The sequence below is a fragment of the Mucilaginibacter sp. GW821-FHT07G05 genome (assembly GCF_059418565.1).
Genome location: NZ_JBWKQC010000017.1, coordinates 1 through 23,842 on the forward strand (window position 1 = coordinate 1; position 23,842 = coordinate 23,842).

Below are 23,842 nucleotides of genomic sequence, written 5' to 3' on the forward strand. Positions count from 1 at the left end.
AAAAGTATAAGAGAACAGCTTGAAAAAAATCTTTTTGATTAAAGTTTGGAATTATGGTAGACCTATAATACAAAACGAAGCTGAATAGTATTGCCACCTTTGTCTTCTTTTCCCGCGACATGCATGGGCTGGTGGGCGTCGCCAACAAGATGGATCAGATATTTTAAAGCCTTATTCTTTTGTTCCGGTGTGGCATTGCCATCCTTCAACGTGGCCTCATTTTTCAGGATGGCGGTATACACGTTATGATCACTTTGCTGCACCGCATTAACGAATTGTTCATGACTCAGACCTAACGGCAGGTTCAGAAAATGCCAGGCCGAGGAGGCTGGGTTCTTGTTTTCATCCGCCCAGGTGCTGACCTCTTCCATGGTTTGACCTTGCAAGTAAGCGGCTACCACGGTAGCCGTATTTTTCTCCAGGTGATTTTGCGCTATCGTTGCTATCGCGCGGTGGCCTTTGAATGACCAGGAAGATAGAAGGAATATAGCAGTAAGAGCAGTGAAGAGGTAGCGTAATTTCATGCGGCGAATATACATCTGTCCTTGCTAAAGCACCGATTAATTGCTGGGAAATTATTTATATTAATAGTAAAACCAAGGCCTGATTTGGCGGTTACTATAGCAAACATGACCAACCTATGAAATTACACCGACATGCTATCTGTATGCTAACGCTTATCGGACTAGTTCAATTTGAGAGCTATGCCCAGAAAGGTCTGCCAGCCGAAACGCCGACAACCGTTTCCGTCAGCACCTTTTACCCCAAACACGAAGATTTTAAAGAAAGCCTGTTAAGCCGTATCAAGGTGCCGGCAGGATTCAAGGCTGGCGTGGCCGCTACAGGCCTCGGCAAACCGCGCATGATGGCTATCAGCGATGACGGTGGTATTTATGTAACGCGGCGGGATGTAGGCGATATTTTGTTGCTGGTAGATAATGATGGTGACGGCCGCTTTGAAAAGCTCACAACGGTTTGGGCTAAATTCCTGGGTGTGCATGGCATCACCATTAAAGATGGCTGGTTATACGCCTGCAACAGCACGGACCTTAAACGCGCAAAGATCAACAGCGATGGTAGTTTAAGCGATACTTCAACATTAATAAAAGACCTGCCGGAAGGCGCCCAGCACGATAACCGGGTGATTCATTTCGGACAGGATGGTATGCTCTATATGACCGTGGGCAGCAGCTGTAACGACTGCGGGGAGACTAACGCTGAACACGCAACGCTCCTGCAAATCAAGCCAGATGGCAGCAGCCGTCAGATATTTGCCCGCGGCCTGCGTAACACTATCGGCTTTGACTGGCAGCCACAGACCAAAGAGATCTGGGGTTGCGATAATGGTACTGACTGGCGCAGTGATGATAAGCCCAGGGAAGAGCTGAACCGCATAGTAAAGGACGGTGATTACGGCTGGCCGCGGGTGTATGAGAAACAACAGGTCGATGAAACGCGTGAGGACCCGTTAGGTACGACCAAAGCCGCCTACGCCAAAACGACCATTCCGTCGGTGATGGAATTCCCAGCACATTCTGCGCCCATTGATTTTCGCTTCCTGACGATGGCGACTTCTTTTCCAAAAGACTATCAAGACGATGCACTGGTTTGCTGGCACGGTTCCTGGAACCGGAAGAATCCGGAAGGCTATAAGGTGCAGCGCATCAAGTTTGAGAATGGGCAGCCGGTAGGTGTGGAGGATTTCTTCTCCGGCTTTTTAAGCCCGGATGGACAGACCCGTTTTGGCAGACCAGCCGGACTGGCCATTTCGAATAAAGGTGTGTTATACATGTCCGACGATGAAAGCGGTGTGATCTATTCTGTAAATGCGAGCAAATAATCCCTATATGAAAAAGCTGAAAAATATCCTGACCGCAACCATAATTTGCCTGAGCGGCACCCTTTTAATGGCCCAAACACCCCGTATTACTTTCAAGGCTGATAAACTCTACCCGGAAGGCGTGGCGCTGGACCCTGCAACCGGCACCTACTACGTAAGCTCTGTAAAAATAGGGACTATTGGAACCGTTGACCAGCAGGGAACTTATAAAGCGTTTTATCAAGACAAAGATCTTAATTCCAGCTTTGGCATGAAGGTGGAGCCGGGAAAAAATAAACTCTGGGTTTGCCTGGCAGATCCGGATTCCAATTACAGTATATACAGTTCGCCGGCCACTTTTCGCAAAATGGCGCGCCTCATTGCCATTGACCTCAAGTCGGCAAAGAAGATAGCAGATTTTGATCTTTCAAAAACCTACAACGGCAAGCATTTCATTAATGATCTGTGCTTTGACGGGAAAGGAAATATATATCTTACGGACAGCTTCTCTCCGGTGATTTATAAAGTTGATATCAATGGTAAAGCGACCGTATTTGCCGAAAACGAGTTATTCAAATCTATTGACATTGGTCTCAACGGTATTGTTTATCATCCCGGAGGCTACCTGCTGGTCGATCATAATAGCTCAGGCACGATCATCAAAGTGCCCATCGGTAATCCGAACACTGCATCGATAGTCAAGATCAAAACGCTTTTTCCCGGTGCTGATGGTTTAATCATCGATGACCAGCGAAACCTCATACTCATCCAGAATAAAGGTGTCAATAAAGTATTTAAAATCAGCAGCGCTGACAATTGGTCTTCAGCGGAAGTTAAAGAAGCTACCGGCGGCGCCGACCGTTTTGCGCAGCCCTCGACAGGGTTGATTGCGGCGGGTAAAGTCTGGGTACTAAACTCGAAACTAAATGAGTTATCCAATCCAACGCTGGTGCCGTCGAAGGAATTTTCCTTGCAGCTTGCGGTATTTCAGGCGGTAGAATAATTAATGGCAAATCTACAGAAAAGGTTAACGGCATTTAATGCCAGCCTGTTGCCGGATATTTTAAAGTTAAAGTATGAAGCGATGGCCGAGAACCCGTTCAGGTTTTACCGCGGTACTTGCCATTTGTTTTATGAAGATGTAGCAGCGGCAGCGCCGCTGCCTTTATCGCCATTGGCCTGGATCTGCGGCGACCTGCACATCGAGAACTTTGGCAGCTACCGTGGCGACAATAAGCTGGTGTATTTCGACCTCAATGATTTTGATGAAGCGCTGCTGGCCCCGGCCGCCTGGGAGCTGGCCCGTATGGTAACAAGTATATTCATCGCTTTCGAAACCCTGAACATTGAGCCTGAAAAAGCCCGGAACATGGTGGCATTGTACCTGAAAAGTTATGCGACTACACTGGCTGTCGGCAAGGCCCGCTGTATAGAGCCTCGTACGGCCAAAGGAATTGTTTGCGATTTCCTGGAGGCCGTAAAACAGCGGAGTTATAAGGAATTGCTTAAAAAACGTACTGTCAGCAAGAAGAGACGTATTATGTTGTCCCTGGAGGATGAGCGTCATTTCAAGGTAGATAAAAAGCTGAAGGCTGAATTGATCGCGCACCTGCAGGAATGGTTAAAAACAAGCCGGGACGCGCCTTATAATTATCATGCGGAAAGCGTCGTTTTCCGTCTTGCTGGTACGGGGAGTCTTGGCCTGCGGCGCTACCTGTTCCTGCTGAAGAGCAAGAGCGTGGATGACCATTACCTGCTGATCGATATGAAGGAATGCCGTCCATCTTCCGTGCTGCCGCACCTGCCTGTACAACAACTGCAATGGGCCGATGAAGCGGCGAGGGTGACTGGCATACAGAAGCGCATGCAATATACGTCTGCTTCCTTATTGAGCACCACCAGCTTTCGCGACAGGTCCTATATGATCCAGGAGTTGCAGCCAGTGAAGGATACGCTCAAGTTTAAGCTGCTTAAGAAGAGCTACCGTAATCTGTACCGCGTGATCGAAGATATGGGTATGCTGACTGCATCGGCTCAATTGCGCAGTGGTGGAATACAGGGATCGTCGAATATCGATGACCTGATCGCATTCGGCTGTGATGACGGCTGGCAACAGGCACTTACCGGTTACGCCTTTGACGCCGCTGTAACCTTCGGGCAGTATTACCGGGAATTTTGTGAAATAAAGCATACCATGATCTAACAGAAATTTAAATGGGACATAAATTATATCCTTACCAGGAACGTGACATCCGCATATTGTTTGAACGATTGGCTGATCTGCCCTCACAGACAAGACTGCTGTACCAGCTGCCTACAGGTGGTGGCAAGACCCGTATCTTCTCGGAGATCGCCGGTCGGTTTATCAGCGAGTTTGGCGGCAAGGTAATGATACTGACCCACCGGATGGAACTTTGCGGCCAGACCTCTGCCGCGTTAGAAGCGCTGGCTGTTAAAAATAAGGTGATCAATAGTGCGGTTAAACGATTGTCAGCCAAAGAACAACATCGTTGTTTTGTAGCGATGGCAGAAACCTTGAAAAACCGGATCAAAAGCGGTCTGATCAATCCGGCGGAAATCGACCTGGTCATTATAGACGAAGCGCACCACAATTCCTTTCAAAAGTTACTCTCGAAGTTTGAAAAAGCGCGTGTGATCGGCGTAACCGCAACGCCATTCAGTTCGGATATCTCCAAACCGATGAAAAATTACTACCACGAACTGGTAGTAGGAGAAAGTATCGGCAACCTGATCCATGAAGGATTTTTGGCCAAACCTGTTAGCTGGCGTTATGATGTGGAACTCAACTCGCTGCAAACAGGTATCAATGGTGACTTTACCATCGCCACTTCTGACGCTTTATATGCTTCGCCTGCAATGCTGGAGCTTCTGCTCCATAGTTACGAATCGCATGCAAAAAATAAAAAAACCTTGATATTTAACAATGGTATATTTGCCTCGAAAGAGGTGTGCCGCCATTTTAACGAAGCTGGATATCCGGTACGCCACCTCGATGGTAAAACACCAGACGATGAACGGAAAAAAATACTGGCCTGGTTCAAAAAAACTAAGGGCGCTATTTTAACTTCCGTATCTATTCTGACCACCGGATTCGACGAGCCAACCGTACAGGCTGTTATACTCAACAGGGCAACCACCTCACTCACGCTGTACCACCAGATGATCGGGCGTGGTTCCCGCAGGCTGCCACAAAAGAAAACCTTCACGATCATCGACCTTGGCAATAACACAGACCGTTTTGGTGAATGGAACGCGCCCCTGGACTGGCAACAAGTGTTTGAACGGCCGGAGGCCTATTACGAAGCGTTGCACAGTAAGACCGAATTTGAGGCGCATCAACTGCCTGCTGATCTGCGCGCGCATTTCCCCAATAGCATCCAGTTATCCTTTGACATACAGCAAGCGCATCACGATGCCATCGCTAACCAACTTAAATCAAAGATAGTGATTCACAACGCGGTCAGGCAGCATGCCCTGATATGCGCGGACAACAGCAGTAGTTTGGAACATGCCCTGATGCTGACCGGTTTATTAGAAAAAGAGATCAACTGGCGGGTAAAGCAATACGCCAAATGCTTGGGCAGGGTGACCAAAAATTACACCGAATGGTTACAGGAAGATTATAAAACACGGCTAAAGGCCTTACTCACCAGGATCATGAGCCGCCGCGCATTACACCAACTCGCCAGTTAATACCATGATCGTCAACTATACAGCAAAGGGATGGGAAATCATCACCCAACGTGCACACGGGATGCTCGCCGCACAGATCGCATCACATTGGGATAAAAGCATCCGGAGAGAGCGCTGGCTGGAAACCTTGCTGGCCATTGCCGAACATGATGATGCGCAGGTAGAACTGGAAAGAGACGACCTGCTAACACCACAAGGCGGACCCGTCGATTTCAAAATGCGGAGGTTCGATCACAGACATTGCTGCCAGACCATGGATTTCGCGTTGTCAAAAAGCCGGTACATCGCTTTGCTCTGTAGCATGCACATCGTATTTGTGTATGAAAGCTTTGCAAAAGATGATCCGGCGGCTGCAAGATTTATTAAAGAACAGGAAATTTTGCAGAAAGCGTGGAGGAAGGAGTTAGGAATGACGATCAAGGAGGCGGAGCGGGATTACCGCCTGCTGGAATGGTGCGATGCATTATCACTGCTGCTTTGCCAGCACGAGAACCAGCCGGAAGCGAGGAGTGTAGAAATCAGTAATGGACCTGATAAGCGGCATTACCAGTTGCTGCAATTTGGCAAAAACAAATTGACTGTCACACCATGGCCTTTTGAGGAAACAAAATTTGAATTATGGTTCGAAACAAGGTTATTAGAACATTTATCTTTTAAAGATCCGGCTGAGTTTCGCAAGGCTTTCCGTGACGCCGTGGTCATTGAGAAACGATGGCAATTTGTTAAACCAGAATAATATGCGTACAGCAACTTTCTATGCCGGTACCAGTGGCTTGCAGTCACCGATACCAAAGCGCGACTTCCCACCTGCGTTCGCGGACAAAAGCCGGCTGACCTATTATGCCTCCCTGTTCAATTCCATCGAGATCAACAGTTCGTTTTATAAACTGCCGGTCGCTAAGACAGTTGCCAGATGGGCAGAGGAAGTACCAGAGAACTTCAGGTTCACCTTTAAATTATGGAAGGAGATCACCCATCATAATAACCTCGTGTTCGCGCCGGTAGATGTGGCTGCGTTTCTCGAACGGATCGATAGTATTGGCCATAAAAAAGGGACGCTGCTGGTTCAGTTCGCGCCAAGTCTGACCAGTGCGGCGTTGCCGCAGTTGACAAATCTGTTAGCCACCATACAGGATAGTAATTTGACAGACAGCTGGCCGGTCGCCGTAGAGTTCAGAAATAAGTCATGGTATAATGAATCCACCTATGAACTGTTGGATAGCTTTAACGCAACTATGGTGATCCATGACCTCCCAGCCTCAGCAGCACCGATGCAGTCCACTGAAGCATATCATGTCTACTTTCGCTTTCACGGCCCTAATGGCGGGTACCGCGGCAGTTACGAGGATGACTTCCTGTCCGAATATGCCAGTTATATCCGGGAGTTTCAGGAGGAAGGAAAAACGGTATACGCCTATTTTAACAATACGGCTGGTAATGCGTTGGGTAATTTGCGAACCTTAAAATCAGCATTGAAATAGAATTGATAATCATCAGCAATCTTGTTAAGTTCCGTTAGCAGGACTGTTTTAACTGGCGAGTCTTTTTTCAGATCGATAAGCACTTTCGATACGGAATAATGCTTCGGTGCTGACAGGTTTAACTAAGAAATCCTTAACAAACTCATACGCGTTGACCAGTTCTTTATCCGCAGGATCAATTGATGAGCTCAGGATATAAATTGCTGGTTGCTTGTGCAGCGACTTATATAAGACTCCCATATGTTGTAAAAACGCGCGCCCGCTGAATGGCATATTCAGATCAAGAAAGATCAGATCCGGCAATACAGCAGGTTCATCATAACATTCTTCCAGGAAGGCAATAATGGCCTCGCCACTAAAACTGAATAAGGCATCATGAAAAATGTCAAAACGTTCGAGCGTTTTTCTCATGATCAGATGATCCATCGGATTGTCGTCAATTACGATAACTCGGCACATAGGTTTAATTTAGGTGTATTACTACAACGCAATTCCTGTGCCATTTCATCTTAGTCATCAGCGGCTTACCAAAACACGTTTAAGATAAGGTGCCGTCCGGCTTATTTTGCTTTTCAAAATGGTCGATGGTGTCCCTTCGGCCACGATCGTTCCGCCATCTTCACCGGCACCCGGCCCGATATCGATCACCCAGTCACTGGCAGCAATGACCTGCATATCATGCTCCACCAGAATCACGGTGTTGCCTGCATCCACCAAACGGTTAAGTTGCAGCATCAGCCGCTCCACGTCCGAAGGATGCAATCCTGTTGTCGGCTCATCGAGCACGTACAGCGTTTGGCCGTGCTGCGTCCGCTGCAACTCGGTTGCCAGCTTGATCCGCTGCGCCTCGCCACCCGAAAGCTCGGTGGCTGGCTGACCCAGGCGGAGATAGCCCAAACCGACCTCGCTGACTACTTCCAGCGCCCGGCTGACGGATGGATCTTCATCAAAAAAGGTTGCCGCTTCATCTACCGTCATGCCCAAAACTTCTGCGATGTTCTTGTCTTTATAGGTGATCTCCAAAGTCTTCGGATTATACCGCGTGCCGCCGCAGGTCGGGCAGGGGGTATAGACGCTGGGCAGGAACAACAGTTCCACCATTACGAACCCTTCACCTTCGCAATGCGGGCAGCGTCCTTTAACCACATTAAAAGAAAAACGGCCGGCGTCGTATTTTTTCGCCTTAGCCGCTTTGGTCGATGCAAAAAGCTTACGCACATGATCAAATAGACCCGTATACGTTGCCAAATTAGATCTCGGAGTGCGGCCAATAGGTTTCTGATCGACCACGACCAGCCGCTTGATATTTTTCATGCCGGAGGTAATGCGCCCGCCAAGCGTGACCACTTCCGTGCGTTCCAGCGGATCGGCATCTGTTTCATCGGTGATGTCCACTTTCAGCCCCAATTGGTCAGCTACCAGCTCTACCAAAACCTGGCTGACCAATGTGCTTTTGCCCGAACCGGAAATACCGGTCACGCTGGTCATCACGCCTAATGGAAATGCAGCTGATAAACCAACCAGGTTATTTCTTGTCAGGCTTCCAGTTGTAGCCAATCTGCCGGTTTTCGCGGCGCGGATATTACCTTTGCGCTGTCGTCGTAGATATAACGTCGCGTGACAGACTCCTGAACATCCTTTAATCCATCCGGGAAGCCGCTGTATAAGATATGCCCACCTTGTTCACCTGCGGCCGGCCCGACATCCACGATCCAGTCGGCATGACGGATCACATCGATTTCATGCTCTACCACGAACAGCGAGTTGCCCGAGGTTTTCAATTTGTCCAATGCCCTTAGCAAAGCTTCCGTATCTGCCGGGTGCAAACCCGCTGAGGGTTCGTCTAACACATAAACAACACCAAACAAATTCGAGCGGACTTGTGTCGCCAACCGCAGGCGCTGCAATTCGCCGGGCGAAAGGGTAGGCGTACTGCGCTCAAGCGTGAGGTAGCCCAAACCAAGGTCAAGCATGACCTGTAGACGTCCCAGGAAATCCTCTGCGATCCGTTGTGCCACAAGTACTTTTTCGGGATGGGCAACAGCCATTTTCTTCAGTGCCGGTGCTTCGCCATTCGCATAAGGCTGAAATATAACCGCCAGTTTATTCAACGCCAAACGCGATAGCTCCGCAATGTCATAACCCGCAAACTTAACGGATAATGATTCCCGCCGCAAACGTTTGCCTTTACATAAGGGGCACTCACTGCTCAGCATGAATTGCGCTACGCGTTTTTTCATCAGCTGGCTTTGGGTATGGGCGAAGGTATGCTGCACATAACGCCGCGCACCCGTGAACGTGCCCATGTAATCGGGCTGGCGTTTGTTTTTGATGAAGCGCTGTATCTCTTCATGTGTATAGCCGGAGTAAACCGGTACCACAGGCTGCTCCTCCGTAAACAAAATCCAGTCGCGGTCTTTTTTAGGCAGTTCTTTCCAGGGTGTATCAATGCTGATGCCCATGGTGGTCAAAATATCCCGTTGGTTCTGTCCCTGCCATGCCGTTGGCCAGGCAGCGATAGCTTTTTCCCGGATCGTCAGCGTATCGTCGGGTACCATGCTTTTTTCCGTTACCTCGTAAACCCGTCCCAAACCATGACAATCCGGGCAGGCACCTTCCGGGGTATTAGGTGAAAAGGCCTCTGCATAAATAATTCCCTGGGCGGCGGGATAATCTCCTGCCCGGGAATAAAGCATCCGCAAGAGATTTGCAAGCGTCGTTACACTGCCGACAGATGAACGGATGCTGGTTCCGCCGCGCTGCTGCTGCAAGGCTACCGCAGGGGGCAGGCCTTCCATCTCATCGACCTCCGGTACGGCCATCTGGTTAAATAGCCGGCGGGCATAGGGTGATACCGATTCGAGATAGCGGCGTTGCGCTTCCGCATACAGAGTGCCAAATGCCAGAGAAGATTTTCCTGATCCGGAAATACCGGTGAACACCACCAATGCGTTCCGTGGAATATCCAGGCTGACGTTTTTCAGGTTGTGTTCCCGCGCGCCGCGGACTTTTACAAAGCCGTCGAATTGTTGCTTCTTATTCATCATGTTTAAGACAACAAGACCGCCGCCTTGTTTGACAATATTTTCTCAAATGGAAACAACCAATAGTTTTAAATGTTAATTAGAAATTAAAACGCTTCCTGCAGATACCATCCCCATCATTCATCAATCATCATTATGAAAAACGAAACCGGTACCGAACCAAAGTTCGCCACCAAAACTACCGCCACGGCGGAACCCGCCTTACTGGAGTTGTTCAAGGACGGCATTATGGACATTTACTGGGCCGAGAACCATTTGGTAAAAGGTCTTCCAAAAATGATCAAAGCCGCCACCTCTGCTAAATTAAGCAGCGCCATCGAAGCCCATTTGGAACAAACTAAAAATCACGTCAGCCGCCTGGAAAAAGTATTTGAACTGCTGGGCGAAAAACCGCTTGCCAAAAAATGCGACGCTATGGAAGGTCTGAGTAAAGAAGGAGAGGGTATCGTCGAAAGTACCGAATCCGGTACTGCCACGCGCGATGTGGGCATTATCCTCGCCTCACAAAAGATCGAGCACTATGAGATCGCGACTTATGGCGGCCTGACGCAATTAGCTAAAACACTTGGGCTGGATGAGGTAGCGGAACTGCTGTATCAAACCCTGACCGAAGAAAAGGCAGCCGATCAGCTATTGACCGATGTCGCTGAAAACGACGTGAACTATAAGGCTTCAGAAGAAGCCTAACCTAATCCCAATACATAAGATAATGGCAACAAAAAAAGTCACCGGGAAAGGTGAAGATAAAACCGCCGATACAAAAAATGTTAACAAAGGCACGCAACCCGTTAACGATAAGATAGAAAACCTCGCTCCCCATACCGCGGATAGTACGGGTGAGTTTATGACCACCAATACAGGTTTGAAGATCAATGATGATCAAAATTCTTTAAAGGCGGGCGACCGCGGGGCGACCTTGTTAGAAGATTTTATACTGCGTGAAAAGATCACGCACTTTGACCACGAACGTATTCCGGAAAGGGTAGTGCATGCCCGTGGTTCGGGCGCCCATGGTGTGTTCAAAGTTTATGAATCGCAGTCAGCTTTAACCAAGGCCTTGTTTCTGAACGATACCGCAGCAGAAACGCCTGTCTTCGTGCGCTTCTCTACAGTAGCCGGTTCAAAAGGCTCGACCGACCTCGCGCGTGACGTGCGTGGTTTCGCCGTACGTTTTTATACACAGGAGGGTAATTTCGATCTGGTGGGGAATAACATGCCGGTCTTCTTTATCCAGGATGCCATCAAATTCCCTGACCTGATACATGCCGTAAAACCGGAGCCCGATAACGAAATTCCGCAGGCAGCTTCAGCGCACGACACTTTCTGGGACTTTATTTCCCTGACACCCGAATCTTCCCACATGATCATGTGGGCAATGAGCGATCGCGCGTTGCCGCGCAGTTACCGCATGATGGAAGGGTTTGGTGTACATACTTTTCGTTTTGTAAACGCCGAAGGCGTAGCCAGCTTTGTTAAATTTCACTGGAAACCATTGCTGGGCGTACATGCCGTGGCCTGGGACGAAGCGCAGAACATATCGGGCAAAGACCCCGATTTTCACCGACGCGACCTGTGGGACGCCATCGACAGCGGTTCCTTCCCGGAATGGGAGCTGGGTGTACAGATCGTGCCGGAAGAAGATGAGTTCAAGTTCGAGTTCGACCTGCTCGATCCGACCAAGCTGATTCCCGAAGAACTGGTGCCGGTTCAACGTATCGGTAAAATGACACTGAACCGTAACCCGGATAATTTCTTTGCAGAAACTGAACAAGTAGCTTTCCATTTAGGACATGTCGTACCGGGTATTGATTTTAGTAACGACCCCTTACTGCAAGGCCGGCTGTTCTCCTATACAGATACCCAGCTGACCCGTTTGGGCGGCCCGAATTTCCAGGAGATCCCTATTAACCGCCCAATCGTGCCGGTACATAATAATCAGCGTGATGGTTTTATGCGTCAAACCATCAATAAAGGTAAAACGGCCTATAGTCCAAATGCGATCGGGGGCAATGACCCAAGACAAGCGAAGGAAGCTGAAGGTGGTTTTGTGACCTATCCTGAACGTATTTCCGCCAGCAAAGTCAGGGCAAGAAGCAAAAGCTTCTTCGATCACTTCAGCCAGGCCAGGTTGTTCTTTAACAGCCAGTCGGAACCGGAAAAGAACCACATCACTGACGCGCTGAGCTTTGAGTTAGGTAAAGTAAAGACAGTGGCGATTCGCGAGCGTATGCTGGCGGTACTGGCGCAGATCGATAAAGGTCTGGCAGGCGCTGTGGCTTATGCCCTTGGCATCCATATCCCGGAAAACCTGGCAGAACAATTGAACCAGAATATTCCGGCCGATGGCAACCCGGCAGATTATGCTTCTTTACAGGTAGAAAGTTCATTGGTGCAGTCACCCGCACTTAGCATGGCGAACACTTTGAAAGATTCTATTAAAACACGTAAGATCGCGATATTAGCCGCGGACGGCGTCAATGAAAAATCACTGACCGCTGTTAAGACGGCCGTTGAATCGGCCGGTGGTGTAGTAGGGATCATAGCTCCGCGTTTAGGTTTTATCACGGCTGACAATGATGTTAAGATCCATGTGGACGAAAGTTTACTGGGCGCAGCATCTGTGCTATTTGACGCAGTTTATGTACCCGGTGGCACCAACAGCGTAGCCACGCTGGAAGCTGACGCCGATGCGGTGCATTTCCTGAATGAAGTCTTTAAACATTGCAAGGCGATTGCCGCCGACAGCGATGCGGCGCAGGTTTTGGAAGCGACATACTTCAGTAAGAAATTGCCTGAAGACTATAGCGAAGAAACCGTACTTACAGAGGGTATCCTGGTCGGCGATGACGCTAAGAAATTAGCCACCTTATTTATAAAGACCATAGCTCAGCACCGTTTTTGGGAGCGCGAGAAACCGAGAAAAATCCCGGCATAACTAACCTGCCAAAAAGCCGCTCCTGTTTCAGGGGCGGCTTTTTATTTATGCTAATAGCGAGAGTGCTTCCTGATTGCCCTGCTGCGCCGCCAGATCAGTAACCGACAGATCACGTGTATCAACAATAGTTTTATCGGCACCATGCCCGACTAACAGTCGCACCAGGTCATTTCTGCCGAACATGGCTGCAAACATTAGGGCCGTGCCACCATTGCCATGCTGCAGGTTCAAATCAGCACCGTGACTGATCAATAGCTCCGCAATATCAGGATAACCCTTAAAGGCAACACCCATCAACGCTGTATTGCCCCCGTTATCAGCTGCGTTCACATCCGCACCGTTTTCAAGTAACAGCTTTGCAGCCTCGTACTGGTTATTATAGCAGGCGATGATCAGCGGTGTATAACCCTTTTCATCACGTGCGTTTATATCTGTTTGCTGGTCTAATAATTCTTTAATTACGGGCACTTCGCCTTTACGTGCCGCATGTATCAGTACATCATTATAATTGGTCATTTCAAAGTTTTATTAGTAAAGGCATGGCAGCGCAGAATGTTTTATTAAACACCTGATCCGTGTATTAGCCGCATGATGCCAACTGGACACTAAAATGCATAGCGGCCCTGGGTTACATTTAAGGTTGGCCTCTTGCTCCGTCATTACTGGCACGTTACTTGTAATTAATTACTAAACATCTTAAAAATACTATGGCAACTACAGAAAAAACAATCGACGTTCTAAACGAACTGACAGAAATCAATAATGACCGCGTAGCCGGTTTTGAAAAGGCGATAGCCGATATCAACGATGAAAATGTGGACCTGAAAGCGATATTCCAGGGCTATTCGGCACAAAGCCGTAAGTTCAGCCAGGAATTGTCAGCCCTCGCCGCAAGCAATGGCGGTGAGATCGAAACCGGTACCAGTGCTGCCGGTACCTTGCACCGTGCCTGGATCGACGTTAAATCGATCTTCGGTGCCAGTGATCGTGAGGGTATCCTGAACGAAGCGGAAAGAGGTGAGGACGCGATCAAAAAAGCATATCAAACGGCATTGACCAGCGGTGAGCTGAGCGGAGAAATTGCTGAAAAAGTTTCAGCCCAGGCAGACGAGATCAATTCGGCGCACGATAGCATCAAAGCGTTGCGCGACGCGTCGAAATAAGTATAATAACCAAACAAAAGCTGCCCATACGGGCGGCTTTTGTTGTTTTAAAACCAACCATGAAAGCATTATTGATCAACTGTACGCTAAAGCGTAAACCAAATTTCAGCAATACAGGTGCCTTGGCCGAAAAGGCTGCACTACAACTCCGCGAACTGGGTTTTGAAACCGAGATCATCCGTCTGAACGATTATCAAGTACTCACCGGCAATACCGCTGACGAAGGCGAAGGAGACGAGTGGCCATTGATCCTGGAAAAGATCAAAGCCTGTCATGTTTTCATTATTGCCGCGCCGGTGTGGATGGGACATTTAGCTTCGACCGCGCAGCAAGTTATTGAGCGTTTGGATGCTGTGTTTCGTGACGAAAACCTGATCAGTAAAGAGAACGGTCAGTTCATGCCCTATAACAAAGTGGCCGGCTGCCTGGTTACTGGCAACGAAGATGGCGCGCATAGCTGTGCGGCACAAGTGCTTTGGGCCATGCAGGAAGTCGGTTTTACCATTCCACCGAACGTAAATACCTATTGGGTAGGTCTGGCCGGCGGTGAGGAAGATTACGTAGAAGCAGGCGGCGAACGTTATTTGTACACCAATAAATCATTACGCTATATGACACAGAACCTGGCCTGGTTTGCTAAATTGCTTCATGATAATCCTATTCCGACTAATTTGCTGGAAGCGTCGGAAAAAGCAAAAGCGGAAAGTGACGAAGAATAAAAAGTGTTAGGTTGATTCTTGGCAGCACGAGAAGGAGGCCTGCCATGCCCGTCGAGGAGATGTTGAACGATGATGTGCATTTAGTTATTTTAAATAGAATATGCTATAAAATAACCGGCCAATAGACATGAAAGGCGTAAAAAAGCAGCACCTGCCGCAAAAGATATGTGTGTTCTGTCAACGCCCTTTTACCTGGAGAAAGAAATGGGAAAAAGTTTGGGATGAGGTCAAATACTGTTCTGACAGTTGCAGGCAACACAGGGATAATTAAAAGAAACAATTTTTATTAGCAGGCGCCACTCAAGGTGCCGTCGCCGGTATCGGTGCTTTGATACTTCCCAAAGCAATGGGCTTGAGTGACGCGCTGGTTACCAGGAGCGGCAAAACCGAGTTACTGACGGTGGCCTGGTATACCATAGGCGGCATTGTTGCAGCCGGGGTTATCAGCGCATTGCGGAAATAGCAGATATTATTTATTTACGGTCGGCCGTTTTCAAATTCAAACCTGCAAACTCGCCGCTCTCGATCATAATTGTTTTTATGTATCGTTTTATCCTCTGATGCTTTTCCACTGCTTTTTTTGTTCTGCATATTCCGGATGGCTTTCAGCTTGCTTCCACTGATCAAAGAATATGGCCGCGGCTTTTGCTTTTTCTTCTTCGCCGGTTCCGCGCGCCAAAGCAGCATAATCGTGCTCTTTATCATACTTTTTACCACCCTTATAATTGGCGTAACGCTGCGCGCGGGTAAAGCCCATTTGCAAGTATTTACGCGCCATATCAGCGCCAACAAAGTTATTCTTTTCCAAATAGTTCAGAAAAAGCTCATATATTTTTGCACTGCTCTCTTTAGCAATTTCTACTGTTTTGAACCGCCAGTACGGACCGATCTCGCTCTTATAAGGTTCGCAGATCAGCACACCTTGTTCACCTTTGCCTACACGGTATAGTTCCGGATGCTTGCGGTAATCAATATCCGGCTTCCAGGCATAAGCCTTAGTATCGAAGTTGAGATAGCTGGGTTTGTCGACCATACCGCTGGCGTTTATTTCTTTGAACTCCATAGCAGAAACCCCGCCGCAAAGCCTGCCAGCAGCGCGCCGGCAATATATTTACGGTGCGCTTTTGGCGCGCCCGGTATACCAAATCCCCCGTGCACGCTCATCCCGTAATCAACCGTATTAAAAAGGTTACCGATGGTCGGTGCGATATCATCCGCAACCTTGAAATAATTGCGCATCACCAGCGCGGTCATTTTGGTGGTCAGTTCAGGAAACAGCGCGTGAGAGAATTTTAGGAGGAGGGAAGCGCTGCCTACATAGGTATTGGACTTAGGATTGGCGGCGACTTTTACCATCGCTTGGGCTACCCGCACCGGGTCATAAACCGGCGGGGCAGGTTTTAATACCTTACCCGTATAATTGTCTGCATGCAAAATGCCCGGAGTATCCAAAAACGCCGGAAAAAGATCACAAATGTAAATATCAGGCCAAGCGCTGAGCTCCGCTTTCAGCGCTTCCGAGAAACCACGCAAGCCAAACTTACTTGCCGTATACCCGGCGCCATACGGCACCGGCAAAAATCCGCCGATGGAAATATTGTTGATCAGCACGCCATAACGTTGCTGCTTAAATATGGGTAGCACCGCGTGCGCGCCATTCATATAGCCCAGCAAATTCGTTTTAATGACCTGTTCATGTACCTCAATGGGCGTGACGTCAAAATCACCGCCAGCCAGTACGCCCGCATTATTGATCCAGATATCAATGTTACCATGCCATTCGCCCGCCGCATCCGCCAGTCTGATCATGGCTTTCGGGTCGGCCACGTCTGTCGGCAGCACAAGTGTTTCGGCACCAAGCATTACACATTCTTCTGCCAGCTCCTTTAAAGCAGTTTCATTCCGCGCAGCCAAAACCAGGCGGACACCAAGTGGTGCAAATTCAAGTGCGGCTGCCCGGCCTGCGCCGCTGGAAGCCCCGGTAATAACAATGGTTTTTTTATGTAAATTCATAGCGCTTTGATGTGGATGATCACTATTTTAAGAAACTTAATTATGGTGATCCGATACTATGGTCAAACGTAATATGAGGCGTATGGTTTCTATTTAAGTAATTAACTTAATTGATCGCTGCCGAGATCGTTAAAGCGCAGGATGGAAGCATTGGTGTACAAAGTACTTGTCAGGATGACTCCACTTTCTTTTTTGATTTGCCGTTATTAAATCTGTGAGGTAATTACGGCTTAAGCCACCGGTGTAATGCTTTGGTCAGAAACGGCATAACGAGCCAGTTTAATAAGCCAACCATACAAGCGGATGTAATCAGTAAACGAACCGGCACGGGCAAATCCTTAATGATAAGACCTACGGTGTAGAAAAGAAGAAGGCTGGTAGGAAATACGCCGAGCAGAATCACCAGCGCCATTTTCCAGCGGGGTGGAGCACCGGTGGAAAGGAACCAGGACTCAAGACCATTCAGATCACGATATACCGGCGGTTCCGTAAGCGTCAGGGCATAGGCTTCCCATTTCTTAAATTGCTCGGACTGGTAAAAAGCATCCCGTTCGGCCTGGTCCTGAAAGGTCCGCAGAATACCGATCTCGCTTTCATCACCCGGTAATGATGTGATCATGCTTGCGCCATGCACGCCGCCTTGCGTAAAAGATTCACCCATGAATTTCCGGAGTGCCTGTTTGAATTCGTCCTCCTTACCGGGTAAAAATTCTAAGGGTAATAGCGACGTGTACCGGCATAGTTTATGATTTGACCAAATTTACATATTTATCTTGCAGTACCATGGGTAAGAATAGCTGTTAAGGTAACTCCAGTAATTGAATGCGATCCGCGTAAAATAAGCTAATGTTCACCCGCCGGATAATCAGCACTGAGGCTTAGATCCTTTCATGCCTCACAGTTCTCCTTTAGCTGGTCCATGGAATTATATTATGATTTACGGGGTTGAATATAATCTTCAATTTTACTCCAGGCCAAGTTCGCATAGCGGCTGTTGTCCGTCACCTGATTGTGGGCGCTGAACATGCTGTGCATATACATGCTTTGCTGCCATTTGGCGTACAGTTCCTGTTCGCCCCCGGGGTGCTCCGCCCGTTGCTGGCGGTTATACCGGTCGAGTCCGGCAAGGGTGCCTATGTCTTTGAGCGTATAGCCTGTCAGCTCCGCCAATTCCCTGGGGCTGGGCTGGAAACTGGCGATACGCAGGTAGCGCGGCGCTGTGTTATCCAGGGCAGCTTCAGCGGTAAACGCAGCCGTATCATTCATGCTCGTAAAATCTACTTTCCAGTCCGGCTTTTCCCAATAGCCGATGGTTTGCTCTTTATGATCAAGCAGCGGGATATTATAGGTCAGCAGTTCGGCAAAAGCACCGTTGAAAATACTGGTTGGCGTGATCGGCTGCTGATCCAGCTTTCTGGCAAATTCCCGTCGCAGGTCAAAGTTCCGGTTTTCCCCGTCGGCCAACTGTGTATAGTCCGTACAAAAGTCAGAGGGAATAAAACGCGGCACGCCAGCCTTAACTGCTGCTTCCAGCAATGGACCTTGCGTATCTACAATGACGTCCCGCAAGCCAGCAAGCGCGGAAACAACACAAGATGCCCCTTTTAAAGCATCGGCCAGTGCTGCAGCATCAGTCATATCTACCTCAGTAATCTTTGCGCCTAAACTGTCCAGTCGCGCTACTTTTTGCCCATCACTGCCCGGCCGAATGATGACCCGCACCTTTGTACCTTTGCTTAGTAAAGCTTTAATGATCCGGCCGCCGAGGTTACCGGTGCCGCCTGCTACTACGATCTCTTTTTCCATAACCAGGTAACGGGCGGCGGGCCCTTTTGTTCGGGGAAATACATGGCCCCGCCAAACCGCAGGTGCTGACTTTTGTTATTCAATCATGATCAGGAGATGGAATAAATGGCAGGCAGGCGTAGTACTTGGTATCGGCGCAGCAGCGATCGCAATAAATTTTGCATCATGTGTAAGTATACCTAAGGGCGCCAGGGCCGTGAGTCCTTTTGAGAAAGACCGTTACTTAGGCAAGTGGTATGAGATCGCACGGATGGATTTTAAGTTTGAAAAAAACCTGGACAACGTGACCGCGGAATATTCATTGAACGCAGATGGCTCGATCCGGGTAGATAACAAAGGCTATCATTACCTCAAAAAACAATGGAAGGAAAGTATCGGAAAAGCAAAGTTTGTTAAAAGCCCTGATACCGCCCGTTTAAAAGTTTCCTTTTTCGGACCCTTCTATGCCGGTTATAACGTCATCGCCATCGATCCGGAATACCGCTACGCGATGGTAGCCGGCAATAACCTGGATTACCTGTGGCTGTTATCACGGGAGAAATCGATACCAGCCGCTGTACAAACTGCCTATTTGAAACAGGCCGTAACCCTTGGTTACGACGTGAGTAAATTAGTCTGGACGAATCAACAATGATTTTTTAATGTTTAGTCATTGCACAAGATTCGTTTTATAATGGCTCATGACCTGCGTGGTTTCGGGGCAAATAAATACCCCATACCATGTTGGAAAATTCACCGGCGGCAAAGTGAACAGTTAAGGCCCCTTCAGTAATTTTATAGACATTCATCCGGTGGCTTTGCTGATAGATCGGATCGTTGACTAAAATTGATTCACCGGAAGCTTTCCAGGGATGATCCCAGATATTCAACCCTTCCAGGCGCAGCTCTTCACCGTCGATAACCGATCAGTAAAATTGCCAATTTTCCATGTCATTACAACATTCGCCGTGCCGGCTTGTTTGTTCTGCACCATACTACTCAATATGAAAATCTTTTTAACGCTCCTTTCCTTGCATGTGGCACTTTCTTGCTCAAATCCAGCGCTGGCGCAAAAAGCGTATGAAATGATCAGTTATAAAACTACGATAGCCGACAAGGCAACCACTTTGCAATTAGCAGATGGTTACTTGCTGGCGAGTAAGGTGAATATCTTTTCAAAATTTGGTAACCAGGAATTTTCGCCATCAGCTGATGAGCCGGATGCCAAAGGCGATCTGAGATTTGATCCGGTGAATTCAAAAAACAAAAAAGGATCCTGTTTAACATAAAAAAAAAATAACCGGGCCGGAATATCCGTCGCGGATTGAGGCCATTTATTGGAATGGTAAAGTCAACATACGCTGATCTTTAAACGGAAGTAGGCCATGTCAGCGCACCGAAAATATTGCACCCCTGATTTTGTTTTTGAGCAAGTCTTTACGCTGCCGTATGCAGTAATTTATCTGGCAGTACTTGTTGGAATTGTTCCGGCAGTCTTGTTTTATGTATTGTTCATCCGCCATTTTTTTGAGCACGGCCGCCTGGCGCTCTCATTAGGGATCGTGATCATTATTGCATCGCTGATCACCAAGGCATTATCAAAGACCGTCCGGATTTACTTTGATGTGAAATCAATTTTTATCAGCGATAGCCAAGGCGATTTTACCAGATATTTGAAAAGAGAAATTGCCGGGATTTATTGTTACGATTACGAAACCAACAATAAGCCGAACGTATCCATTACCATAATCCTGACAAATGGTAAAAGGCTTAATTTAAATAGCATTAATCTGTTTGACTGGCCTGATCAGGCAAAAGCACAAATGTTAAGGCAGTTTTTTACAGCGGCTAAAAAAAGACTTCATTTAACTTATGTACGAAAAAACAGATGGCGCGAGCTTCAAGGTTTAGGAGCCAACTGGTATGTACCGTTAACGAATGATGAGCTTGGCAACACTACCAAGGTAATTTAACTTTATAAACCCGGTAGGGGTAATCCGTTTTATCCGCTCCCTTATGGAATTTAGGCAGCCTGTTTAGCTGCGACGCGCTGAAATACAGGTAACCGTCAGGGCCAACACCCATGGAGTCGGGCCAGCTGATACGGGCATCTTTGATCAATGTATGTAATTTACCATCTGGGCTGACATACGTAATGGCGTAATTCGGTGAATCACTCAGAAACACATTGCCTTTAGCATCAGCCGTCATGCCATGGCAAACACCTGTCTGTGCTACTTTTTCCACTTTTCCTGTGGTTTCCCCACTTGCCAAGTCAGCCGTTTTGATGCGGTACAGCCAGGTTTGGTTAATGGCCCTGAAGTAAAAATATTGATTATCTGTACTCAATGCGATCCCATTGACATTGGACGAAAAGGCTTTACCCTTATCATCAACCACCTCTTCACCATCCAAATGCAATTTGAAAGCAGGATCAGCTTTAGTAGCCGGGTCATTTTGCAAAGCCAGCCGGGTTTTACCGCTGTTCAGGTCCAGCACGACAATCGCAGAAAGCCCGGGATCGGATAGATAAGCTAAATGGTGCAAATGATCTACCCGGACATCGTTTAGGGCGCTTTTTGTTTTATCTAAATCGTCAAACGTATACGTTCTTTTTACGGTATTGCTGGCGAGCTCAAATTGTACCAACTTGAATGTTCCAACTGCCACGCCGCCACCAGGCACTGAATCCAGCACCCATAGGTTATTCTGTTCATCAGTCCAAAGATCCTGTACATTATTGAACTGGCTTTGATAAGCCGCATCAGGATAAGGGACCCGTTGCCCGTTTTTGATCTCGGTCAGCGCGTAAAGAAAAGGCTCATGATGCGGAAAGCCGACAAATAAACGTCCCGAAGGGGATACCTTACAGCCAATGGGCTGGTTTTTTCCGAAGGAGGCGACTTCAATAAGATGTTGTGCCTGCGCGACGGAAGCGATCCCCGCAAAGAGTAATAAACAAGCAATTTTCATAAAGAGATAACACGATATCTCAGATTGGGTTTCATAAAAATAAGAAGGCAGATAAACAATTTAAAAGGGTATTTATAGGTTATTTTCGCGGCATGAAGAACTTACGATAGATGCGGAGAATAATACTTTTTCTTTCAATTCCATGAACCGGCCCAAATTGTAGTTGTTTCAGGTCTATGTGAGCCATGAAGGTAAGCCATTCAGGTTTCACATACAGTTGAACGAAAGTACGGATGAATTTTACGTTACAGATAAATCAAGCTGTAAGGAAGTCTATTATCCGGCGGAGAAACTCGGCAGAGTCGCCTTCAAATCCATGGTCATATTCTTAGCTGGCATCGCCATTAATGAAAGCTTCGCGTCATTATGATAAGGGCAACTGCCTTTCAGTACCTTTCGGTGGTACGTGAAAACCAAAGCACTATGCAAAGATTTTATAGATTTGCTGATCGACATCATTCAGGTGATATGTAATTTTTATGAATTTCATGGTTCCGGGTAGGGTATTCCTATGGGTTGTATCCGCCAAGGCAATTTGTTTTCCTTATAAGAAATCTATATTTTAGCCTTGCATCTGCTATATTCCCGTCTATTCACCGTTCATCTAACGGCGTGCAAGACGCTTTAGCTGTGTTTAAAAAAATGCAAAAGATCCCTGTTAGAAAAAACGTGAATGGCTAAGAGAAATAACTATGACTCAGAATTTTGTGGCAGTTTGCCCCTGAATCATATCAATGTGATCCAAACATATGGGTACCTGGTAGTACTTGACGCTGGTAGTTACCGGATCCTGCAGGTCAGTGAAAACTGTGCCGGGCTTTTCCAGGCCGATTTGCCGGAGATCACCAGCAATTTGTTCAGCGTTTATGCCGGTACGGGGCAACTGAAAGAGTTGCAGCAACGTTTTGCGGAACGCTCAATAGTCAAGATACCGCTGACGTTGACCATTGCCGGCAAACGGTTGTTGGCGCTTGCACATTTTAAAGAGAAGCTGATCATTCTGGAGATAGAAAAAGAGGACGCCGGAACAGAACGGTCTTTTACCAATGTTTATGATGAGGTCAAATATGCGATGGCCGCGATGGAATCTGCCGAAACGATCGAAGAGGTCAGCCGGACAGCGGTTTATGAATTAAGAAGGATCACTGGTTTTGACGGGGTGATGATGTATCGTTTTGATGAGGAATGGAACGGCACTGTCATCGCAGAAGAGAAAGAAGGAAACCTTGAGAACTACCTGGGGCACACTTTTCCGGCTTCAGATGTACCCAAACAGGCACGGGAACTTTACTTGAAAAATCCTTACCGGCTAATCCCTGACCGCCAGTATGTGCCGGTGAGACTATATCCGGTCATTAATCCGGTTACCCGCGCTTTCATTGATCTTTCTGATTGTAACCTGCGGGGTGTAGCGGCCGTGCACCTGGAATACCTGAAAAACATGAACGTGTCCGCTTCGATGTCAATTCGGGTCATCCATAATAATACCTTGTGGGGGCTTATCGCTTGTCATCATCTGGAGCCTCATTACCTAAGCTTTGAACTGTGTTCCGTATGCGAAATGATCTCGTCGGTCATCTCCAACAGGATATCCGCCATATTGAATAAAACTTTGTTCGACGTGGAAAGCGAGCTGCAAAAACAACAAACCGCGCTAATCGCACAGGTGTATGCGGAAGACGACCTGGTAACCGGCTTGCTAAACGAGAACGGCACTAACTTGCTAAGTATGTTTCAGGCCTCCGGCGCAGTAGCTGCTTACCGGGGCGGCTATTACACTCTGGGGGATGTGCCTGACCACGACATGGTTGAAAATCTCCTGCTTTGGCTGCAAAATAAAAATATTGAACGGGTATTCTGCACCGATCAGTTACCCGAGCTTTTTGACGAGGCTGTGCCTTACGCGGCGAAGTCCAGCGGTTTGCTGGCCATTGCCATCGCGAAGGAAAAAGGAGAGTATATTCTGGCCTTCCGCCCGGAAGTGGTACAAACGATAAATTGGGGCGGAGATCCGACCAAGACGATCAACTTTGACCCTGATGGCACAAAATACCACCCGCGTGCCTCATTTAAGATATGGCAACAACAGGTACACCATACGTCGGATGCCTGGACCGTTCAGGAACTGGAAACAGCAGAAAATCTGAGAACCTTTATTTATGAATTCAGTACCAAGCAAGCAAATTACTAAGAAGG

Annotated in this window: 25 protein-coding genes; 15 read left to right on the top strand and 10 right to left on the bottom strand. The window is 47.8% G+C overall.

Annotation, left to right across the window (positions count from 1 at the left end):
* Window positions 1-62 precede the first annotated feature (62 nt).
* Window positions 63-524 (bottom strand): S1/P1 nuclease, encoded by a 462-nt coding sequence (locus AC07NA_RS25435; RefSeq protein WP_494900801.1) that lies wholly within the window; start codon window positions 522-524, stop codon window positions 63-65.
* A 116-nt stretch (window positions 525-640) separates the two neighbouring features.
* Between AC07NA_RS25435 and AC07NA_RS25440 the strand changes: the two genes are divergently transcribed.
* Genes AC07NA_RS25440 through AC07NA_RS25465 form a run of 6 tightly spaced genes read left to right on the top strand, consistent with a single transcriptional unit; the run spans window position 641 to window position 7,014 of the window.
* Complete coding sequence (locus AC07NA_RS25440) at window positions 641-1,840, top strand: PQQ-dependent sugar dehydrogenase (protein ID WP_494900803.1); 1,200 nt, start codon at window positions 641-643, stop codon at window positions 1,838-1,840.
* A 7-nt stretch (window positions 1,841-1,847) separates the two neighbouring features.
* On the top strand, window positions 1,848-2,822 hold the full coding sequence (locus tag AC07NA_RS25445; protein ID WP_494900805.1) for a gluconolaconase: 975 nt from the start codon (window positions 1,848-1,850) through the stop codon (window positions 2,820-2,822).
* Between the two features lie 3 nt (window positions 2,823-2,825).
* Window positions 2,826-4,022 (top strand): DUF2252 domain-containing protein, encoded by a 1,197-nt coding sequence (locus AC07NA_RS25450; protein WP_494900807.1) that lies wholly within the window; start codon window positions 2,826-2,828, stop codon window positions 4,020-4,022.
* A gap of 11 nt (window positions 4,023-4,033) precedes the next feature.
* Window positions 4,034-5,533, top strand: coding sequence for a DEAD/DEAH box helicase (locus tag AC07NA_RS25455; RefSeq protein ID WP_494900809.1), 1,500 nt, complete (start codon window positions 4,034-4,036; stop codon window positions 5,531-5,533).
* Window positions 5,534-5,537: 4 nt separating this feature from the next.
* Complete coding sequence (locus tag AC07NA_RS25460; RefSeq protein WP_494900811.1) at window positions 5,538-6,269, top strand: DUF3891 family protein; 732 nt, start codon at window positions 5,538-5,540, stop codon at window positions 6,267-6,269.
* Between the two features lies 1 nt (window position 6,270).
* Window positions 6,271-7,014: a DUF72 domain-containing protein gene (locus AC07NA_RS25465; RefSeq protein ID WP_494900813.1), complete on the top strand. Its 744-nt coding sequence runs from the start codon at window positions 6,271-6,273 to the stop codon at window positions 7,012-7,014.
* Window positions 7,015-7,062: 48 nt separating this feature from the next.
* Here the strand turns inward: AC07NA_RS25465 and AC07NA_RS25470 are convergent, their stop codons facing one another.
* The 3 genes from AC07NA_RS25470 to AC07NA_RS25480 are packed head-to-tail and all read right to left on the bottom strand — an operon-like array spanning window position 7,063 to window position 10,061.
* A complete protein-coding gene (locus AC07NA_RS25470; protein WP_494900814.1) occupies window positions 7,063-7,473 on the bottom strand; it encodes a response regulator in 411 nt (136 codons plus the stop codon).
* 57 nt (window positions 7,474-7,530) lie between these two features.
* Entirely contained in the window at window positions 7,531-8,571 is a 1,041-nt protein-coding gene (locus AC07NA_RS25475) for an AAA family ATPase (protein ID WP_494900816.1), read from the bottom strand.
* Window positions 8,550-10,061 carry an excinuclease ABC subunit UvrA gene (locus AC07NA_RS25480; RefSeq protein WP_494900818.1) on the bottom strand — a complete coding sequence of 504 codons (1,512 nt, stop codon included), beginning with the start codon at window positions 10,059-10,061 and terminating at the stop codon, window positions 8,550-8,552. Before AC07NA_RS25480 ends, AC07NA_RS25475 begins: the two co-directional genes overlap by 22 nt.
* Before the next feature lie 132 nt (window positions 10,062-10,193).
* On the opposite strand from AC07NA_RS25480, the gene AC07NA_RS25485 reads away from it, so the two are divergent.
* Together AC07NA_RS25485 and AC07NA_RS25490 are read left to right on the top strand one after the other, a co-directional pair.
* Window positions 10,194-10,745, top strand: coding sequence for a YciE/YciF ferroxidase family protein (locus tag AC07NA_RS25485; RefSeq protein WP_494900820.1), 552 nt, complete (start codon window positions 10,194-10,196; stop codon window positions 10,743-10,745).
* Between the two features lie 22 nt (window positions 10,746-10,767).
* Complete coding sequence (locus AC07NA_RS25490) at window positions 10,768-12,993, top strand: catalase (RefSeq protein WP_494900822.1); 2,226 nt, start codon at window positions 10,768-10,770, stop codon at window positions 12,991-12,993.
* Window positions 12,994-13,038: 45 nt separating this feature from the next.
* Here the strand turns inward: AC07NA_RS25490 and AC07NA_RS25495 are convergent, their stop codons facing one another.
* Window positions 13,039-13,509, bottom strand: a complete 471-nt coding sequence (locus AC07NA_RS25495; protein ID WP_494900824.1) for an ankyrin repeat domain-containing protein — start codon at window positions 13,507-13,509, stop codon at window positions 13,039-13,041.
* 191 nt (window positions 13,510-13,700) lie between these two features.
* Between AC07NA_RS25495 and AC07NA_RS25500 the strand changes: the two genes are divergently transcribed.
* The 3 genes from AC07NA_RS25500 to AC07NA_RS25510 all read left to right on the top strand — a co-directional run bounded on the left by AC07NA_RS25500 (window position 13,701) and on the right by AC07NA_RS25510 (window position 15,146).
* The gene (locus AC07NA_RS25500; RefSeq protein ID WP_494900826.1) at window positions 13,701-14,156 is read left to right on the top strand and encodes a ferritin-like domain-containing protein; all 456 of its coding nucleotides are present in this window, start codon (window positions 13,701-13,703) and stop codon (window positions 14,154-14,156) included.
* 59 nt (window positions 14,157-14,215) lie between these two features.
* Complete coding sequence (locus tag AC07NA_RS25505; RefSeq protein WP_494900828.1) at window positions 14,216-14,875, top strand: flavodoxin family protein; 660 nt, start codon at window positions 14,216-14,218, stop codon at window positions 14,873-14,875.
* Between the two features lie 127 nt (window positions 14,876-15,002).
* Complete coding sequence (locus AC07NA_RS25510; RefSeq protein WP_494900830.1) at window positions 15,003-15,146, top strand: DUF2256 domain-containing protein; 144 nt, start codon at window positions 15,003-15,005, stop codon at window positions 15,144-15,146.
* Window positions 15,147-15,425: 279 nt separating this feature from the next.
* On the opposite strand, the gene AC07NA_RS25515 is transcribed toward AC07NA_RS25510, so the two are convergent.
* From AC07NA_RS25515 to AC07NA_RS25530, 4 genes are all read right to left on the bottom strand, one after another.
* Complete coding sequence (locus AC07NA_RS25515; RefSeq protein ID WP_494900832.1) at window positions 15,426-15,938, bottom strand: DUF4385 domain-containing protein; 513 nt, start codon at window positions 15,936-15,938, stop codon at window positions 15,426-15,428.
* Complete coding sequence (locus tag AC07NA_RS25520) at window positions 15,920-16,888, bottom strand: SDR family oxidoreductase (protein ID WP_494900834.1); 969 nt, start codon at window positions 16,886-16,888, stop codon at window positions 15,920-15,922. Before AC07NA_RS25520 ends, AC07NA_RS25515 begins: the two co-directional genes overlap by 19 nt.
* 223 nt (window positions 16,889-17,111) lie before the next feature.
* The gene (locus AC07NA_RS25525) at window positions 17,112-17,549 is read right to left on the bottom strand and encodes an antibiotic biosynthesis monooxygenase (RefSeq protein WP_494900836.1); all 438 of its coding nucleotides are present in this window, start codon (window positions 17,547-17,549) and stop codon (window positions 17,112-17,114) included.
* A 269-nt stretch (window positions 17,550-17,818) separates the two neighbouring features.
* Entirely contained in the window at window positions 17,819-18,694 is an 876-nt protein-coding gene (locus tag AC07NA_RS25530; RefSeq protein ID WP_494900837.1) for an NmrA family NAD(P)-binding protein, read from the bottom strand.
* An 85-nt stretch (window positions 18,695-18,779) separates the two neighbouring features.
* Between AC07NA_RS25530 and AC07NA_RS25535 the strand changes: the two genes are divergently transcribed.
* From AC07NA_RS25535 to AC07NA_RS25545, 3 genes are all read left to right on the top strand, one after another.
* Window positions 18,780-19,328 (top strand): lipocalin family protein, encoded by a 549-nt coding sequence (locus AC07NA_RS25535; RefSeq protein WP_494900838.1) that lies wholly within the window; start codon window positions 18,780-18,782, stop codon window positions 19,326-19,328.
* A 217-nt stretch (window positions 19,329-19,545) separates the two neighbouring features.
* Window positions 19,546-19,962 carry a hypothetical protein gene (locus AC07NA_RS25540; protein ID WP_494900839.1) on the top strand — a complete coding sequence of 139 codons (417 nt, stop codon included), beginning with the start codon at window positions 19,546-19,548 and terminating at the stop codon, window positions 19,960-19,962.
* Between the two features lie 273 nt (window positions 19,963-20,235).
* Entirely contained in the window at window positions 20,236-20,646 is a 411-nt protein-coding gene (locus tag AC07NA_RS25545; protein WP_494900840.1) for a hypothetical protein, read from the top strand.
* Here the strand turns inward: AC07NA_RS25545 and AC07NA_RS25550 are convergent.
* Window positions 20,630-21,646: an SMP-30/gluconolactonase/LRE family protein gene (locus tag AC07NA_RS25550; RefSeq protein WP_494900841.1), complete on the bottom strand. Its 1,017-nt coding sequence runs from the start codon at window positions 21,644-21,646 to the stop codon at window positions 20,630-20,632. The two genes, AC07NA_RS25545 and AC07NA_RS25550, sit on opposite strands and share 17 nt — an antisense overlap.
* A 673-nt stretch (window positions 21,647-22,319) precedes the next feature.
* Between AC07NA_RS25550 and AC07NA_RS25555 the strand changes: the two genes are divergently transcribed.
* On the top strand, window positions 22,320-23,837 hold the full coding sequence (locus tag AC07NA_RS25555) for a GAF domain-containing protein (protein WP_494900842.1): 1,518 nt from the start codon (window positions 22,320-22,322) through the stop codon (window positions 23,835-23,837).
* Window positions 23,838-23,842 lie beyond the last annotated feature (5 nt).

Excerpts from the sequence above, each read along its gene's own strand:
- AC07NA_RS25435 (WP_494900801.1), bottom strand. The coding sequence starts at position 524 with ATGAAATTACGCTACCTCTTCACTGCTCTTACTGCTATATTCCTTCTA.
- AC07NA_RS25440 (WP_494900803.1), top strand. The coding sequence starts at position 641 with ATGAAATTACACCGACATGCTATCTGTATGCTAACGCTTATCGGACTA.
- AC07NA_RS25445 (WP_494900805.1), top strand. The coding sequence starts at position 1,848 with ATGAAAAAGCTGAAAAATATCCTGACCGCAACCATAATTTGCCTGAGC.
- AC07NA_RS25450 (WP_494900807.1), top strand. The coding sequence starts at position 2,826 with ATGGCAAATCTACAGAAAAGGTTAACGGCATTTAATGCCAGCCTGTTG.
- AC07NA_RS25455 (WP_494900809.1), top strand. The coding sequence starts at position 4,034 with ATGGGACATAAATTATATCCTTACCAGGAACGTGACATCCGCATATTG.
- AC07NA_RS25460 (WP_494900811.1), top strand. The coding sequence starts at position 5,538 with ATGATCGTCAACTATACAGCAAAGGGATGGGAAATCATCACCCAACGT.
- AC07NA_RS25465 (WP_494900813.1), top strand. The coding sequence starts at position 6,271 with ATGCGTACAGCAACTTTCTATGCCGGTACCAGTGGCTTGCAGTCACCG.
- AC07NA_RS25470 (WP_494900814.1), bottom strand. The coding sequence starts at position 7,473 with ATGTGCCGAGTTATCGTAATTGACGACAATCCGATGGATCATCTGATC.
- AC07NA_RS25480 (WP_494900818.1), bottom strand. The coding sequence starts at position 10,061 with ATGATGAATAAGAAGCAACAATTCGACGGCTTTGTAAAAGTCCGCGGC.
- AC07NA_RS25485 (WP_494900820.1), top strand. The coding sequence starts at position 10,194 with ATGAAAAACGAAACCGGTACCGAACCAAAGTTCGCCACCAAAACTACC.
- AC07NA_RS25490 (WP_494900822.1), top strand. The coding sequence starts at position 10,768 with ATGGCAACAAAAAAAGTCACCGGGAAAGGTGAAGATAAAACCGCCGAT.
- AC07NA_RS25495 (WP_494900824.1), bottom strand. The coding sequence starts at position 13,509 with ATGACCAATTATAATGATGTACTGATACATGCGGCACGTAAAGGCGAA.
- AC07NA_RS25500 (WP_494900826.1), top strand. The coding sequence starts at position 13,701 with ATGGCAACTACAGAAAAAACAATCGACGTTCTAAACGAACTGACAGAA.
- AC07NA_RS25505 (WP_494900828.1), top strand. The coding sequence starts at position 14,216 with ATGAAAGCATTATTGATCAACTGTACGCTAAAGCGTAAACCAAATTTC.
- AC07NA_RS25510 (WP_494900830.1), top strand. The coding sequence starts at position 15,003 with ATGAAAGGCGTAAAAAAGCAGCACCTGCCGCAAAAGATATGTGTGTTC.
- AC07NA_RS25515 (WP_494900832.1), bottom strand. The coding sequence starts at position 15,938 with ATGGAGTTCAAAGAAATAAACGCCAGCGGTATGGTCGACAAACCCAGC.
- AC07NA_RS25520 (WP_494900834.1), bottom strand. The coding sequence starts at position 16,888 with ATGAATTTACATAAAAAAACCATTGTTATTACCGGGGCTTCCAGCGGC.
- AC07NA_RS25525 (WP_494900836.1), bottom strand. The coding sequence starts at position 17,549 with ATGGGTGAATCTTTTACGCAAGGCGGCGTGCATGGCGCAAGCATGATC.
- AC07NA_RS25530 (WP_494900837.1), bottom strand. The coding sequence starts at position 18,694 with ATGGAAAAAGAGATCGTAGTAGCAGGCGGCACCGGTAACCTCGGCGGC.
- AC07NA_RS25535 (WP_494900838.1), top strand. The coding sequence starts at position 18,780 with ATGATCAGGAGATGGAATAAATGGCAGGCAGGCGTAGTACTTGGTATC.
- AC07NA_RS25540 (WP_494900839.1), top strand. The coding sequence starts at position 19,546 with ATGATCCCAGATATTCAACCCTTCCAGGCGCAGCTCTTCACCGTCGAT.
- AC07NA_RS25550 (WP_494900841.1), bottom strand. The coding sequence starts at position 21,646 with ATGAAAATTGCTTGTTTATTACTCTTTGCGGGGATCGCTTCCGTCGCG.
- AC07NA_RS25555 (WP_494900842.1), top strand. The coding sequence starts at position 22,320 with ATGGCTAAGAGAAATAACTATGACTCAGAATTTTGTGGCAGTTTGCCC.